Source organism: Stenotrophomonas sp. GQ19, from assembly GCF_059758695.1.
Genome location: NZ_JCAXES010000001.1, coordinates 738,335 through 752,895, shown reverse-complemented (window position 1 = coordinate 752,895; position 14,561 = coordinate 738,335). Strand labels below are relative to the sequence as shown.

General features: G+C 69.7%; 15 protein-coding genes. 4 read left to right on the top strand and 11 right to left on the bottom strand.

All coding sequences use genetic code 11. The features are described from left to right. Positions 1 to 39 precede the first annotated feature (39 nt). Positions 40 to 240 (bottom strand): hypothetical protein, encoded by a 201-nt coding sequence (locus tag AC6CHL_RS03140; RefSeq protein WP_498293313.1) that lies wholly within the window; start codon positions 238 to 240, stop codon positions 40 to 42. Between the two features lie 99 nt (positions 241 to 339). Between AC6CHL_RS03140 and AC6CHL_RS03135 the strand changes: the two genes are divergently transcribed. Next, on the top strand, positions 340 to 1,251 hold the full coding sequence (locus AC6CHL_RS03135; RefSeq protein ID WP_498293311.1) for a LysR substrate-binding domain-containing protein: 912 nt from the start codon (positions 340 to 342) through the stop codon (positions 1,249 to 1,251). Positions 1,252 to 1,262: 11 nt separating this feature from the next. On the opposite strand, the gene AC6CHL_RS03130 is transcribed toward AC6CHL_RS03135, so the two are convergent. The 4 genes from AC6CHL_RS03130 to AC6CHL_RS03115 form a co-directional block, all read right to left on the bottom strand. Next, the gene (locus AC6CHL_RS03130) at positions 1,263 to 1,685 is read right to left on the bottom strand and encodes a hypothetical protein (protein ID WP_498293309.1); all 423 of its coding nucleotides are present in this window, start codon (positions 1,683 to 1,685) and stop codon (positions 1,263 to 1,265) included. 96 nt (positions 1,686 to 1,781) lie between these two features. Next, on the bottom strand, positions 1,782 to 2,024 hold the full coding sequence (locus AC6CHL_RS03125; RefSeq protein ID WP_314402182.1) for a hypothetical protein: 243 nt from the start codon (positions 2,022 to 2,024) through the stop codon (positions 1,782 to 1,784). Then, the gene (locus AC6CHL_RS03120) at positions 2,021 to 2,755 is read right to left on the bottom strand and encodes a glutamine amidotransferase (RefSeq protein WP_498293307.1); all 735 of its coding nucleotides are present in this window, start codon (positions 2,753 to 2,755) and stop codon (positions 2,021 to 2,023) included. Before AC6CHL_RS03120 ends, AC6CHL_RS03125 begins: the two co-directional genes overlap by 4 nt. Continuing rightward, positions 2,752 to 3,531, bottom strand: coding sequence for a YggS family pyridoxal phosphate-dependent enzyme (locus AC6CHL_RS03115; protein ID WP_498293305.1), 780 nt, complete (start codon positions 3,529 to 3,531; stop codon positions 2,752 to 2,754). Before AC6CHL_RS03115 ends, AC6CHL_RS03120 begins: the two co-directional genes overlap by 4 nt. Before the next feature lie 90 nt (positions 3,532 to 3,621). Here AC6CHL_RS03115 and ptsJ point away from each other — a divergent pair, with 90 nt between their 5' ends. Then, positions 3,622 to 4,944 (top strand): MocR-like B6 salvage transcription factor PtsJ, encoded by a 1,323-nt coding sequence (ptsJ, locus tag AC6CHL_RS03110; protein WP_498293303.1) that lies wholly within the window; start codon positions 3,622 to 3,624, stop codon positions 4,942 to 4,944. Here the strand turns inward: ptsJ and AC6CHL_RS03105 are convergent. From AC6CHL_RS03105 to imuA, 4 genes are all read right to left on the bottom strand, one after another. After that, positions 4,911 to 5,417: a hypothetical protein gene (locus AC6CHL_RS03105; protein ID WP_159496980.1), complete on the bottom strand. Its 507-nt coding sequence runs from the start codon at positions 5,415 to 5,417 to the stop codon at positions 4,911 to 4,913. The genes ptsJ and AC6CHL_RS03105 overlap by 34 nt on opposite strands. 117 nt (positions 5,418 to 5,534) lie before the next feature. Beyond that, positions 5,535 to 8,636: an error-prone DNA polymerase gene (locus tag AC6CHL_RS03100; RefSeq protein WP_498293301.1), complete on the bottom strand. Its 3,102-nt coding sequence runs from the start codon at positions 8,634 to 8,636 to the stop codon at positions 5,535 to 5,537. Then, a complete protein-coding gene (locus AC6CHL_RS03095) occupies positions 8,633 to 10,048 on the bottom strand; it encodes a Y-family DNA polymerase (protein WP_038687935.1) in 1,416 nt (471 codons plus the stop codon). Before AC6CHL_RS03095 ends, AC6CHL_RS03100 begins: the two co-directional genes overlap by 4 nt. A gap of 9 nt (positions 10,049 to 10,057) precedes the next feature. Beyond that, entirely contained in the window at positions 10,058 to 10,675 is a 618-nt protein-coding gene (gene imuA, locus AC6CHL_RS03090) for a translesion DNA synthesis-associated protein ImuA (RefSeq protein ID WP_038687937.1), read from the bottom strand. Positions 10,676 to 11,038: 363 nt separating this feature from the next. Here imuA and AC6CHL_RS03085 point away from each other — a divergent pair, with 363 nt between their 5' ends. Continuing rightward, positions 11,039 to 11,929, top strand: coding sequence for a sterol desaturase family protein (locus AC6CHL_RS03085; protein ID WP_447594163.1), 891 nt, complete (start codon positions 11,039 to 11,041; stop codon positions 11,927 to 11,929). Here AC6CHL_RS03085 and AC6CHL_RS03080 read toward each other — a convergent pair. Both AC6CHL_RS03080 and AC6CHL_RS03075 read right to left on the bottom strand, forming a co-directional pair. Next, positions 11,914 to 12,633: a helix-turn-helix transcriptional regulator gene (locus tag AC6CHL_RS03080; protein WP_498293299.1), complete on the bottom strand. Its 720-nt coding sequence runs from the start codon at positions 12,631 to 12,633 to the stop codon at positions 11,914 to 11,916. The genes AC6CHL_RS03085 and AC6CHL_RS03080 overlap by 16 nt on opposite strands. Continuing rightward, positions 12,630 to 13,817 carry an MFS transporter gene (locus AC6CHL_RS03075; protein WP_448135992.1) on the bottom strand — a complete coding sequence of 396 codons (1,188 nt, stop codon included), beginning with the start codon at positions 13,815 to 13,817 and terminating at the stop codon, positions 12,630 to 12,632. Before AC6CHL_RS03075 ends, AC6CHL_RS03080 begins: the two co-directional genes overlap by 4 nt. 75 nt (positions 13,818 to 13,892) lie before the next feature. Here AC6CHL_RS03075 and AC6CHL_RS03070 point away from each other — a divergent pair, with 75 nt between their 5' ends. Then, positions 13,893 to 14,336, top strand: a complete 444-nt coding sequence (locus AC6CHL_RS03070; RefSeq protein ID WP_498293298.1) for a winged helix-turn-helix transcriptional regulator — start codon at positions 13,893 to 13,895, stop codon at positions 14,334 to 14,336. The last annotated feature ends 225 nt before the right edge of the window (positions 14,337 to 14,561 follow it).

Below are 14,561 nucleotides of genomic sequence, written 5' to 3'. Positions count from 1 at the left end.
AGCCACGCCATGCGTGGCTGCAGACGCGCGTCCGCACACTCAGGCATCGGCGCACGCGTCCCGTTGCCGTGGCGCACCCGGACGCGCCTCATCGCCGTTCCCTGCTGCACCGCATGCCGCCTCCCGCTTATCCGAGGGCGAGGGCGCCCTGGGCGCCGTTTCCCCACCCGCCAGCTGGCGCGCCAGATCGACGTGGGTGATGTGCCCCTGCAGGAACAACAGGCCGCTGTAGATGTTCATGGTCGACGCTCCACTTGAGTAGCGTTGACGATAGGTGCAGGATGCGGGGCGAAAAAGCGACATTTCCGCAACCTGGTCTTGAGCAGGATTCAAGTCGACATGTCCCGCATGCCCCTGCAGTCCCTGCAGAATTTCGTGACCGCCGCGCGCCTGGGCAACCTCACCCGGGCGGCGGAGTCGTTGAACCTGACGGTCAGCGCGCTCAGCCACCAGATGCGCCAGCTGGAGCAGCGGCTGGGCTACCCGCTGCTGCTGCGGCAACCGCGCGGGGTGGGCGTCACGCCTGAAGGCCAGCGTCTGCTCGAGCAGGTGGGGCCGCATCTGGATGCGATCCAGCAGGTGTTCCAGCCGTTCGGTGCACGCCATGACCGCGTGCTCACGGTCAGCGCGCTGCCCTCGATGGCCTCCAACTGGCTGGTGCCCCGCCTGGGATCGTTCGTGGCCGTGCATCCGGAGATCGAGTTCAACCTGGAGTCCAGCGAACGCCTGACCGATTTCGACCGCAACGTGCAGTGCGATGCCGCGCTGCGCGTGGGTGCCGGGCAGTGGGCGGGAGTGCATGCCGAGCCGTTGTTCGATGAGTGGTTGATGCCGATGGCCAGCCCCGTGCTGGTGGAACGCATGGGGGGCGTGGACGCGCGTCCGCTCTCGGAATGGCCGCTGTTGGGGGATCCCGATGGCGAATGGCAGCGCTGGTTCGCCTTGGCGGGCCTGGACCCGCCGCGTCGCTACGTGGCGATGCTCAACGAGTCGGAGTCACACCATCGCGCGGCGCTGGACGGCTTCGGCGTGGCGCTGGGGCGGGTGACACGGGCGCGGCTGCTGCTCGACTCGGGCCAGTTGGTTGCCTTGTCGCCGCACCGTTTGAAGACGCGCTGGTCGCATTGGCTGGTGTATCCGCCGCGCTCATCAACGCACCAGGGGTTCCTGTCCTTCCGGTCGTGGCTGCATGCACAGGCGGGCGAGCATGCCCGGCACATGCAGACACTGGCACGCCCCGTGGACCTCTGACGCCGCTGTTGTTACGGGTGCAGTGACGAAGCGGGTACCGTGGCCGGCAGTGGCGGGCCGGCCTGCTGTGCTTCGAGCAGGGCCAGCCGGGCCTTTACGCGCGCGTTGTCCTCGACCAGCCCGCGATAGGCACGGAACAGCAGCACCGTGCCGGTGATCCCCAGCAGCGTGGCCGCTATGCCGATCACGCCCCCCACCGTGATCAGGGACAGGACATGCGGCATGGCACTGGCGGTGAAATACGGCAGGCCGATCACCGCTCCATAGGCCAGTCCGATGATGCTGGCCAAGCTGAGCACCAGGAAGCTTGCATGACGGTGCCGACGGTAGGCGGCCAGTTGCAGGCCAAGCAGGACCAGTTGGGCCAGCAGCGCGAAGAGGCTGAGATAGCGCGCGATGGTCATGTAGCGTTCCATTGCGTCATAGCTGTCCATGAGGTGCTCCGCCCGGCGGTGGGCCCACCACCGCGGCAGGCCTCTGGCGGGATGGTAGGCGCGGTGGCGCGGGCGGAACAAGCCGGCAGCGTGTCCTTATGCTGCGGGGGTGGCGATGTCCTGGTAGACCATCTCGCTGCCCAGCACCTTCAGGCCCGCGGGGCCGCTGCTCAACAGCCGCTGTTCGCCGATGGCCTGCTGCCATTGCAGCTGGAATCCGTCGGTGCCCGGCAGCTGCGCGGCCAGGGTATGCAGGTGACGGCGGGCCTGCGGGCCTTCGCTGTCGAAGCGGCCAAGCAGCACGCCGTGCTGGTGCACGATCAGGCGATAGCTGTTCATGCGGGCACCGCCGTGGCAATGGGCGCGGCGGCAACCGGCGTTGGCGGCGGCAGTGCATCCAGCCAGGCCGCGAAGAGGTCGCGTGCGGCAGCCGCCAAGGGCGCGGCGTAGCGGTGGGCCTGTTCGCGCAGCGCGCGGGGATCAATACCGGCGCGCTGCAGTTCGTCGGCATGGCCGATCAGCCAAGTGTCGATGCGGGTGGCGTCGACCTCGGGATGGCACTGCAGGGCCAGCAGGTGGTGGCCGATGGCGAACGCCTGCTGCGCGCAGGCCGGCGTGGCGGCCAGGCGCAGCGCACCGTCGGGAAGGGTGAAGGTCTCGCCATGCCAGTGCAGCACCGGGATGCCCACCAGTGCCCGCAGCGGCGAGGCCAGGCCGGCATCGGTCAGCGACAACGGCGCGAAGCCGATTTCCTTCGCGCCCATCGGTGTCACGCTGGCGCCGAGTGCGCGTGCCACCAGCTGCGCGCCCAGGCAGATGCCCAGCGTCGGGCGGTGCGCGGCCAGGCGTGAGCGGAGCAGGGCATGCAGCACGCGCAGATGCGGGTAGGCGTGGACATCGTTGGCGCTGATCGGGCCGCCCAGCACGATCAGCAGGTCGGCGGTCTCGGCGTCGTCCAGGCGGTCGATGCCGGCCTGCAGTGTCTGCAGCTGCCAACCGCGTGCGGTCAGCAACGGGGCGAGTATCCCCGCGTCTTCAAACGCGACGTGCTGGATCACCACCGCCTTCATGGGGTGCCCTCGGCGGCGGCGGTGGGCCAGTAGAAGCTGTCCGGGGTAGCGCGCGCGCCGAAGATGGCCTGGCCGACCCGCACTACGGTGGCGCCTTCTTCGATGGCCAGGTCGAAGTCGCCGGACATGCCCATCGACAGGTCGTCCAGGACGATCCCCGCCGGCAGGCCGGGCCGCAGGCGGTCGCGCAATTCGCGCAGACGCACGAAGCACGGGCGCACCTGGTCCGGGTCCGGCGAGAACACCGCCAGCGTCATCAGCCCGCGCACGCGCAGCTGGGGAAACGCCGGCAACTGCTGCACGAAGTCGGCAACCGCGATCGGGTCCAGGCCGTACTTGCTGGCCTCACCGGAGGTGTTGACCTGCACGAACACGTCCAACGTGCGCTGCTCCAGCGCCAGGCGTCGGTCCAGTGCCTCGGCCACGCGGAGGCTGTCCAGCGCCTGGAACTCACTGGCGAAGCGCGCCACGTCGCGGGCCTTGTTGGTCTGCAGGTGGCCGATCACCGACCAGCGGATCGGCAGGTCGGCCATGCCGTCGGCCTTGGCCTGCGCCTCCTGCACCTTGTTTTCCCCCAGTTCGTGGCAGCCCGCCGCCCAGGCCAGGCGCAGCCGCGCCTGGTCGACGGTCTTGCTGACCGGCAGCAGGCGCACGCTGGCCGGATCGCGGCCGGCACGTTCGCAGGCGCGCGCGATGCGCTGGCGCACCACCGCCAGGTTGTGGGCGATGGCGTCGACGGTGGTGGCCTGTGGCCAGTCGGGGCGTGCGATGGGCATGGGGGAGCTCCTGAAGCGAGGGCGGCTGCACGGGCGGTCCGGCACGTGCAACACTGTCCCGGGACGATTCACATATTGGCATAGGACAAAATGAAAATCACCGGCCAGACCGCCAGCGCCGTGTTCGACAGCATCCGCCAGCAGATCCTCAGTGGCGCATTGGAGCCGGGGCAGCTGCTGCCGCCGGTCCGCGACCTGGCCCTGCAGCTGCAGATCAACCGCAATACCGTGGCGGCCGCCTACAAGCGGCTGGACGCGGCTGGGCTGGCGCAGACCCAGGGCCGGCGCGGCACGGTGGTGACCGCGCCGCCGGCGGTCGGCGCCCAGGAGGGCAGCACGGGCGGTTCGGCGTTGCACGACCTGTCCAGTGGCAACCCCGACCCGCAGTGGCTGCCGGACCTGCGGGGGTTGTTGCCGGAACGGGCGCCGCGCCTGTACGGCACCCCCACCATCGACCCGCAGCTGGAGCGGTTGGCACGGGCGCAGCTGGACCCGGATTGCCCGCCTGGGTACGCACTGGAACTCAGCCACGGCGCGGTCGATGCGATCGAGCGGGTGCTGGGCAGCTGGCTGGTGCCCGGCGACCGCGTGGCGGTGGAGAATCCGTGTTTTCTCGGCAGCCTCAACACCCTGCGCGCGGGCGGGCACGCCACGCTGGCGGTGGCCATCGATGAACACGGCATGGTGCCGGCGGCGCTGGCGGCGGCGCTGGAGGCAGGCGCACGTGCGGTGCTGCTGACCCCGCGTGCGCACAACCCGACCGGCGCCAGCCTCAGCCAGCGCCGCGCGCGCGAACTGCGCCAGGTGCTGGACCGGCATCCGCAGGTGCTGGTGCTGGTGGACGATCATTTCGCAGTGTTGTCGCAGCAGCCGTACCACTCGGTGATCGCCCCGCGCACGCGGCGCTGGGTGCTGGTGCGTTCGCTGTCCAAGGCGCTCGGGCCGGACCTGCGCCTGGCGGTGCTGGGCTGTGACGCCGACACCGCCGCACGCCTGCGCCTGCGCATGGCCCCCGGCACCGGCTGGGTCAGCCACCTGCTGCAGGATGCGGCAGCCGCGGCGCTGGGCTCGGCGCGGGTGATGGCGCGCGTGGCCAAGGCCGGGCGCGATTATGCGCAGCGTTGCCAGGTGTTGCAGCAGGCGCTGGGCGAGCAGGGCATCCACACCCCGGCGGTAATGGATGGGTTGAACCTGTGGGTGCCGCTGGCCGCCGACAGCCAGCCGCTGGTGCTGGCCATGGCCCAGCGCGGGTGGCAACTGCGCGGCGGCGAAGTGTTTGCCGTGCAGCCCGGCGTGCACGGCCTGCGCATCACCACGGCCATGCTGACGGCCGGCGATGCGCGGCGCGTTGCGCTTGACCTGCGCCAGGCGCTGGAGGATCAGGGCGCGCTGGGGGTACTCGGGCGCACGTAGTGCGACTGGCCGTTGTCGCCGACGAAGATCAATTCCGGCTTGCCCTGCCAGGACGTGAGCATGGCACCGGTGCTGTTCTGGTGCTTGATCACCAGGGTGGCGCCGCGATCCGGGTTGGCGGTGACCTTGAATACTTCGGTGGTGCCGCTGGCATCGTCCAGGGTGAGCATGGCTTCATCCCCCACATCGGCAGTGCCGTAGCCGCCGCGTTCGGAACCGTCGGCGCCGAGCAGGATCAGCCCGGACAACGGCGATGCGCGCGGCCCCTGCGAGATGCCCTTGCTGAGCGGGTCGGGCACCGGTGCGCCCAGGATCACCCGGGCCTGGCCGGTGCTGTCCTGGATGACCAGCCCGCGTGCGGTGATCACCCGGTCGTGGGCCTGGCTCTGGTGCAGGCGGATGCCGGTCCAGGCGGAAACGACAAGCGCAAGGCTGGAGACAACCAGCGTGGTAAGAGTGAGTGCGCGTGACATTGGCGGCTCCAGATCCTTGGAAGCTCGCGACAATACCCCAATGGTCGATTGCGACACCAGTCGGGAAAGTCTGTATTTGCAGTGATCGTGAAGCTGGTCACGTGTTGCTGCGCGGCATCAATGGAAATCCCGACTGTGCGTGCGCACCCCTTCGATCAGCGAATCGATGTTGTACATCTGCCGCACGATCAGGTGCTGCACGCCGTCCACGCGCTCCAGGCGACCATCGATCTGCATCATCCGTGCTTCCACCAGCACCCGGTGCTGGCGGTCGGCGGTCTTGCGCCAGACCACGGCGTTGACCATGCCGCATTCGTCTTCCAGGGTCAGGAAGGTGACCCCGCTGGCGGTCTGCGGGCGTTGGCGCATCCGCACCAGCCCGGCAAACCGCACGGTGCGCCCATGCGGCAGGGCGGCCAGTTCGTCCGAGCGCTGGCAGCGGCGCTGGCGCAGCTGCGCGCGGATGAAGGCCACCATGTGCCGGCCCAGGGTGGTGCCGGTGCTGTTGTAGTCGGCCTGCATGTCCTCCAGCGCACTGGGCGGCGGCAACGGCACGCTGGCTTCCACGGTGGCCCGCGCGGTGTCGAACAGCGGCAACGGCTTTTCCACACCGGACACTTCCCAGCGCGCACGATGGCGATGGCCGCTCAATCCCTTCAACGCCCCCGCATCGGCGAGCAGGCCCTGGTGGCGGCGATCCAGCCGCGCGCGCTGGCTGAGGTCGGCCACGCTGTCGAACGGCTGCCGGGCGCGTGCCTGTACCAGCGCGGTGGCGACATCTTCGCTGAAGCCGTCGATCAGGCGCAGGCCCAGGCGGATGCCGAACGGGCGGTCGGGCGCGGTGGGCGGCAGCAGCGTGCAGTCCCAGTCGCTGTGGCGCACATCCACCGGCAGTACCGGCACGCCATGGCGGCGCGCGTCCTGCAGGATCTGGTCGGGGGTGTAGAACCCCAGCGGCTGGCTGTTGATCAGGCTGGCGGCGAACGCCGACGGGTGGTGGCACTTGAGCCAGCAACTGACATAGGTGATCAGCGCGAAGCTGGCCGCGTGGCTTTCCGGGAAGCCATAACTGCCGAAGCCCTTGATCTGCTCGAACAGGCGTTCGCCGTATTCGCGGCTGTGGCCACGGGCGGCCATGCCGGTGAGCAGGCGGTCGCGATGCGGCTCCAACCCCCCATGGCGTTTCCAGGCCGCCATCGAACGGCGCAGCGCGTCGGCCTCGCCTGCGGTAAAGCCGGCCGCGGCCACCGCCAGCTGCATCACCTGTTCCTGGAACAGCGGCACGCCGAGGGTGCGCTTGAAGACCTTCTCCAGCGCCGGCGGGTAGTCGATTTCCTCGATGCCTTCTTCCTTGAGCTTCTTGCGGCGGTTGAGATACGGATGCACCATGTCGCCCTGGATCGGACCGGGGCGCACGATTGCCACTTCGATCACCAGGTCGTAGAAGCAGCGGGGCTGCATGCGCGGCAGCATCGCCATCTGCGCCCGCGACTCGATCTGGAACACCCCCAGGGTGTCGGCGCGGCAGATCATGTCGTAGGTTTTCGTGTCGCCGGCGGGAATATCGGCCATGCCCATCAAGGGCGCGCCGTGCGCGTGCAGCATGGCCAGGCATTTGCGCACCGCGGTGAGCATGCCCAGTGCCAGGCAGTCCACCTTCATCAGCCCGGTGGCGTCCAGGTCGTCCTTGTCCCACTGGATCACGGTGCGGTCGGCCATGGCCGCGTTCTCCACCGGCACCAGGGTGGACAGCGGATGTTCGGAGATCACGAAACCGCCCGGGTGCTGGGACAGGTGGCGCGGGAAGTCGACCAGTTCGCTGGTGAGCGCCACTACCCGCCGCATCAGCGGCGTGTCCGGGTCGAAACCGCGCTCGCGCAGCGCCTCGGGCAGCGGCTCGTGGCTGCTCCAGCGGTCCAGGCAGGCGGCCAGCTCGTTGACCTGGTCCGGCGGCAGGCCCAGCACCCGCGCCACATCGCGCACCGCACTGCGGCCACGGTAGCTGATCGCCACCGCGGTCAATGCAGCGCGTTCGCGACCGTAGCGGTTGAACACGTACTGCAGCACTTCCTCGCGGCGCTCGTGTTCGAAATCGATGTCGATGTCCGGCGGCTCGTCGCGTTCGGCGGAGATGAAGCGCTCGAACAGCAGCTCCATCTCGCTGGGGTCGATCTCGGTCACGCCCAGCACGTAGCACACCGACGAATTGGCGGCCGAGCCGCGCCCCTGGCACAGGATCTGCTGGCTGCGCGCGAAGCGCACTATGTCGTGCACGGTCAGGAAGTAGGACTCGTACTGTTTCGTGTGGATCAGGTCGAGTTCGTGTTCGATCTGCGTGCGCTGTTTTGCCGTGGCGCCTGTCTTCCAGCGCCATCGCATGCCGTCCTCCACCAGCGTGCGCAGCCAGCTGGCCGGGTCGTGTCCGGCCGGGATCAGTTCGCGCGGGTAGGTGTACTGCAGCTGCTTGAGGTCGAAGTGGCAGCGGTTGGCGATACGCACGGTTTCGGCCAGCAAGGCCGGCGGGTACAGCGCAGCCAGCGCCTGGCGGGTGCGCACATGCCGTTCGCCGTTGGCAAACAGCCGCCAGCCGGCATCGGCGATGGTGCAGTGGTGGCGGATCGCGGTGAGGGTGTCCTGCAGGGCGCGGCGGCGGCGCACGTGCATGTGCACATCGCCGCTGGCCACCAGCGGGATGGCGTGTTCGCGACCGAAGCGTTGCAGCGCGGCCAGGCGCTGCCTGTCATCGGCCTCCCGATGCAGTTCCACCGCCAGCCACAGCCGCTGCGCGAAGCGGGCCTGCAGCCAGGCGGCGTCATCGGCGTTGGGCACGCGGTCCAGCCACAGGCACAGCAGGCTGTCGGGCAGCGTATCCAGATCCTCGCGCAGGCAGCGGTACTCGCCCTTGGGCGCGCGCCGGCGGCAGGTGGTGATCAGCTGGCACAGGCCGGCATAGGCGGCCAGGTCGGTGCACAGCAGCACCAGCCTGGGGCCGTCTTCCAACTGGAACTCCGCGCCGGTGATCAGCGCCAGGTCATGCTTTTTCGCTGCCTGCCAGGCCCGCACGATGCCGGCCAGCGAGCATTCGTCGGTGATCGCCAGCGCGCGGTAGCCCTGGCCCTTGGCGCGTGCGAACAGTTCCTCGGCGATCGACGCGCCGCGCTGGAAGCTGAAGGCCGACAGGCAATGCAGTTCGGCGTAGTCGGGCAGGGTGGCGCTCATGAAAACCAGCCGTGCAGCATCCACGGCCCGCCGCGCCCATCGGCGCTGGTGTAGGCCCAGCCGCGCTGGCCCTGGCCGGTTTCGATGACGTAGTAGTCGCGGCGGATATCGCCTTCATCCCACCAGCCCGATTCGATCCGCTCCGGCCCGGACACGATGCGCAGGTGCGGGTCGAGCAGCGGCTGCGGGCGTGGCAGCAACCAGCCCGGTCGCACGGGCAGGACGGGCGGTGGGCCTTTGGGCGCACCGTGGGCATCGCCGCTGGCACGTTCGGGGCGGTGTTCGGCACGCAGCCCCAGGCCTTGCACGGCGTCATCGCCGAGCCGGGCACGCAGCCGCTCGCGCACCTGTTCCCAGGGCATCGCCTGTTGCGGCCGGGGATCGAACAGGTCGCGTGCGGCCGGTACGAACGGTGGCAGGTGCTCGGCCTGCAGGCGCAGGCCACGACTGCCGGCAGGCAGGCGCAGGTGGTCGACGCGGTTGCGCGCCAGTTCGAACAACATGGCCGCATCGCGTTCGGGCGCGAGCAGGCCGATGTCCAGGCCGGTGTCCGGGTGCTGGTCGTGTTCGAACCACAACGTGAAGCGCTGCACGCCGCCATCGCGCGAACACAGGAAGGCCGCCAGGTCACCGGTGAGCCGGCGCAGCGGGAACAGCAGGGCCTGGGTGGATTCGATTTCGTACTCGAACTCGATGCGTGCGTCGAAGCGGTCCGGCGGTTGGTAGTAGCGCAGCGGCGGCGTGCTGATCCCGCGCAGCGCATCCAGGTGGGCCAGCACGGCCGGCGCGAAGCGTCGCGCCAGGCTGTCGCGCGGTAGCTGGAAGGCCGCGCCCAGCGTGCGCAGACCCGAGCGCGCCAGCACCGTGGCCGCCTCGGCCGGCAGCCCGCTGTGTTCGATTGGCACCTGGGCCAGGGTGGCGTCCAGCTGCTGGGCCTCCACCCCCAACCGCGCATGCACGCGGGTCAGCACCCAGGCCGCATGCGGATTGGGCGCGGCCACCAGGCGATGGCGGAAGCCGAGCTCCTTGAGGCCGTCGCACAGGCGTTTTTCAATCGTGGGCCAGTCACCGAACAGCGCGCGGCTGGCGCCGATTTCCAGCGCCAGCGCATGCGGGAAGGCCAGGCTGACCTGCGAGCTGATGCCATACAGCCAACTGGCCAGCAGCTGCCGGGTGGCCTGTTCGGCGCGCGGGTCGTGTTCGACGGTGAGCATGTCGCGGGTAAGCACCTGGGCGGCCGACAGCAGCATGCCGCGGCGCAGCCCCCGTTGGCGCGCCGCCGGGCTCACCGCATGCAGCACGCGGCGCTGCGCGGGGCCGCTGAGCAGCACCAGCGGCACCGACGGATCGGGTTGCTGGCGCAGGGCGGCATCCAGCGCCAGCTGTGGCAGCAACAGGCAGGCCCAGTGCACGGCGGCCGCTCAATGCGCCAGGGCCAGCGGCAACGGCTGCGCCGGGGCCATGCCGCCGCGGCACTTGAGGACGCGCACCTGGCCGTGCTCAAGCTGCAACCGCAGCGGTGCCGGCGAAGCATTGCGCGCCTGGCGCAGGTCGCGGAAGGCAAACCCCAGGCACTGGCCGGTTTCGGCGGCCACCTGCAGCCGGCGCAGGGCCCGGTCGTCGGCCTGCTGCGGCCAGCACAGCACGGCGGCACAGGCCGCAGAACGCAGGCACTGTTCGGCGGCCCACAGGGCATCGCGCGGGGCTGCCCGCACCACCTGCACCTGGTTCAAGGCCAGCCCGGCACCGGCCCAGCCGGGCGCATGCGGCAGGTAGGGCGGGGCAATCAGCACGATGGTCTGCTGCTGCTGGCTCAGCCGCGCCAGAGTGGGCCAGACCAGCGCCAGCTCGCCGTGCCCCGGCGCGGCCAGCAGCACCTCCGACAGCGCCGCCGGCGGCCAGCCACCGCCGGGCAGGCGGGCGTCCAGCGCCGGGTGGCCGGTAGGGTGCGGGGCCGTGGCCGGCGGCGTGACCTGCGGCCTGCCGCGCCAGACCTGCCGGCTTTCCAGCAACTGGTCCAGGGCCAGAACCGCGCCCATCAGCGCACCTCCCGAAGGGGCTGGCGCAGGCAGGCAGGGGCGGCAAGGCGGGGCATGGCGGGCAGTATCGGCAGGGTCGGTGTCAGGGGCTGAGACCGACAATCCTACCGGCAATTAGTAAAAATGCTAACGGTTCGCGCACCGGCAGTTTGAACGCAGCCGGGGTGATGAATGCTTCAGCCAGTGGCCTGCCCGCTGCTTCCGCTTCCGCTTCCGCGGCCGTGGGGGTCGGGTCGGGTCGGGTCGGGTCGATATGGATGGCATGAAGGGCTGCACCGGCGGCCGCGGCGGGATGCGCGGTTTGTTCAAGCCCGGCCGCGCCGTTGTCGCGAGCATGGCCGCTCCTTTGTATGGAGCAGGTCGATGAAGCGATGGTGGTTGGCGGTGTATGCGCCGGGAATGCTGCTTGGATGCGTGGGGATGGCCACGTGGTGGGTGGGGTATGCAGCGGGGTCGGCCCTGTGGCTGCTGCCGGGGTTGGTGCTGGCCATCGCGCTGTCGTGGCTGGCCGAGCGCTGCTGGCCCTATGACCCGGCCTTCAACGCCCCCCAGGGCGATGCGGGCCGCGATGCGGTCCATGCGCTGGTGAATGAAGGATTGAACCTGCTGGCGATCGGTGCGATTCCGCTGGTGGCCGCGTGGGTGCCGTGGCAGCTGTGGCCGACGCACTGGAGTGTTGTGGCGCAGGTGGTGCTGGCAATCGTCGCCGCGGACCTGGGCATCACCCTGGTGCATTACGCCAGCCATCGCTGGGCCTGGCTGTGGCGGTTGCATGCCGTCCACCACAGCGTGACCCGCATGTATGGGTTCAACGGATTGATGAAGCACCCGCTGCACCAGACGGCCGAAGCCTTGGGCGGGGTGCTGCCGCTGCTGTTGCTGGGCATGCCGTACCCGGTGGCGGCGGTGCTGGCTTTCGCCATTGCCATCCAGTTGCTGCTGCAGCACTCCAACGTGGACATGCGGCCGGGCTGGCTGGGCAAGGTGATGGCATGGGCCCCGCTGCATCGGTTCCACCACATGCGCTATGGCAAGGCCGGCGACGTCAACTTCGGATTGTTCCTGACCGTCTGGGACCATCTGCTGGGGACGGCCTTCGATGCCGACTACCGGATGCGCGTGGACGACCTGGGGATTGGCAGCCAGCCGGCCTATCCACGGGACTACCTGGGGCAACTGCTGGCGCCGTTCCGCGCGCTGCCGCACGTGCCGGAACCGCCGCCGCCCCCGGGGCTGGATCAGTCGCCGCGATAATGCTGCAGGTGCAGGCCGGCCAGGTGCCCGGCCTGCACGCCGAACATGCGCCGCAGGCTGCGTGAGAAGTGCGCCAGGTCGGCGAAGCCGGCGGCATGTGCGCTGGTGGTCAGGCTGTGTCCCTCGATCACCTGGACCAGTGCCTGGCGCAACCGGCGCCACAGCACCAGGCCACGCAGCGACACGGCCAGGTCCTGCTGGAAGCGGCGGTGCAACTGGCTTTCGGACAGGTGCGCGGCCGCTGCGATGGCCGGGGCCGCAATGCGCTCGGGCAACCGCGCGTCCAGTGCGGACAGTGCGGCCTGCAGCCGGCGGTCCAGCGGCGCCCGCGCGACCAGGGCCGACAGGCAGGGCAACACCGCCTGCGGATCGCACGGAAGCAAGGGCAGCTGTGCCTGCAGCGTCTGCAGGTCGACATGGCTGGGTTCAATCCATACCGTGCAGCCGCGTAGCGGCACGCCGCGCACCGCATGCGACTGGAACGAGGGGAGCAACAGGCGCGTGCCGCACTGCAGCCCGTCGTCGTTCTCCACGGTCCAGTGGCCGGCATCGGCCAGCAGCACCTGGTGGGCGTAGTGGGCATGCGCACCGGTGGCACCGGCATGGCCCTGCAGCACGGCGAAATGCGGGCCCAGCAGCAGTGCGCCAGACCACTGCCCGTTCACTGCCGTGGACGCATTCACCGCACGCTCCGCATCGTTCACCCCTTGCACCTGCTGCGCAGGGTAGCGGAAACCGTCCACCACGCGCCCAGCGCAAGCAATGAAACCAGCGCGCCGGCAATGCAGACACCGTTCCAGCCATACGCGGCATACAGGCTGCTGCCCAGCAGCGCGCCGATCCCGCTGCCGGCCGCATAGAACAGCATGTAGGCGGCGATCACCTGCGCCTGCGCGTTGGGCGCGGCGGCCAGGATCAGGCTCTGGTTGGTCACGTGCAGTGCCTGTACCGCCAGATCCAGCAACAGCACGCCCAGTACCAGCCAGCCCATGTGCAGCGGCAGCGCAGCCAGCGGGGCCCAGCTCAACAGCAACAGCAGCAGCGCAGCAAAGGAAACACGGTCGGCATGGCCGCGATCGCTCCAGTGCCCGCTGCGCGCGGCGGCCAACGCGCCGAGCAGGCCGACCAGTGCGAACGCACCGATGGCGGTATGGCTGAGCGCATGCGGCGGTGCGCTCAATGGCAGCGCCATGCTGCTCCAGAACAGCCCGAACGCGGTGAACAGCAGCAGTCCGAGCACGCCGCGTTGGCGCAGCACAGGTTGCTGACGCAGCAGAGTGATCAACCCGATCCGGGGCGCGGCATCGGCCACCGGCAGCCGTGGCAGGCGCAGCCACAGGACCGCGCCGCTGACCACCATCAGCACCGCCGACAGCACATACACCGCACGCCAGCCCCCCAGGTCGGCCACGCCACCAGCCACCACCCGGGCCAGCAACAGGCCGATCACCACGCCGGCCTGGGCCGCCCCCACCACGCGGCCACGCTCATGCGGGCCCGCTGCAGCGGCGGCATAGGCAATCAGCCCCTGGGTCATCGCGGTGCCGAGCAGGCCCACCGCCAACATGCCCAGCAGCAGCGCGGTGGCGTTGCCGGCCAGGGCAACGCCCAACAGGGCCACGACCAGCGCCACGCTCTGCGCCGCCATCAGGCGCCTGCGTTCCAACCGGTCGCCCAGCGGCACCAGCCACAGCAGCGCGATCACCGAGCCCAGCTGAGTAGCGGCAATGACCGCGCCGATCCGGGCGGTGCCGATGTGCAGGTCGGCGGCCAGCGCATCCAGCAGCGGTTGGGCGTAGTAGACGTTGGCCACGCTGAGCCCGGCGGCGCAGGCGAACAACAACAGCAGGGGCGTGGCGGTACGGGGCAGTGGTGCGGCAATGGACATCTGATGGTCTCAAAATAGAACCAGTTGATTCTGGATGATCTGGTTCTAAAATAAAACCACTTATGGAGGTGCCCCATGCACGACGATCCCAACGCCACCTGCCCGGTGGCCCGTGCGCTGGACCTGATCGGTGACCGCTGGTCGCTGCTGATCGTGCGCGACGCCTTCGATGGGGTACATCGGTTCAGTGATTTCCAACGCAGCCTGGGCATGTCGCGCAGCATGCTCAGCCAGCGCCTGCAGGCGCTGCAGGAGTCCGGCGTGCTCGCCCAGCAGCCGGCGGCCGATGGCAGCCGGTACCACGACTACGTCCTGACGCCAAAAGGGCAGGCGCTGTTCACGCTGGTGGTGGCGCTGCGGCAGTGGGGCGAAGCGTTCCTGTTCGCCGAACATGAACCACGCTCGCAGCTGCTCACCCTGGCCGATGGCCAGCCGCTGGCGCCGCTGCTGCCGCAGGACAGGGAAGGGCGCGTGCTGGCGTCCGCGGCAACGCACGTGGTCAAGCCCGCCACGCCGTGATCGACGGGGCGGCCCTACGCCGCCGAAACTGAACACGCTGTTGACAGGGATGAACAGGGTGAACGACTCTTCACCGGATGGGTGCCGCCTGCGGCGCCCACCGGGCAGGGCGGTTGTATCGACGGGCGGAGGGGCCTGGTCGTAGCTGCATTGCCTGGTAGTACCCGATACCGGCCTGCAAGGCGCCGGCATCCGCCATCTTGGCGCTGCACCCTTCTGCGGCAC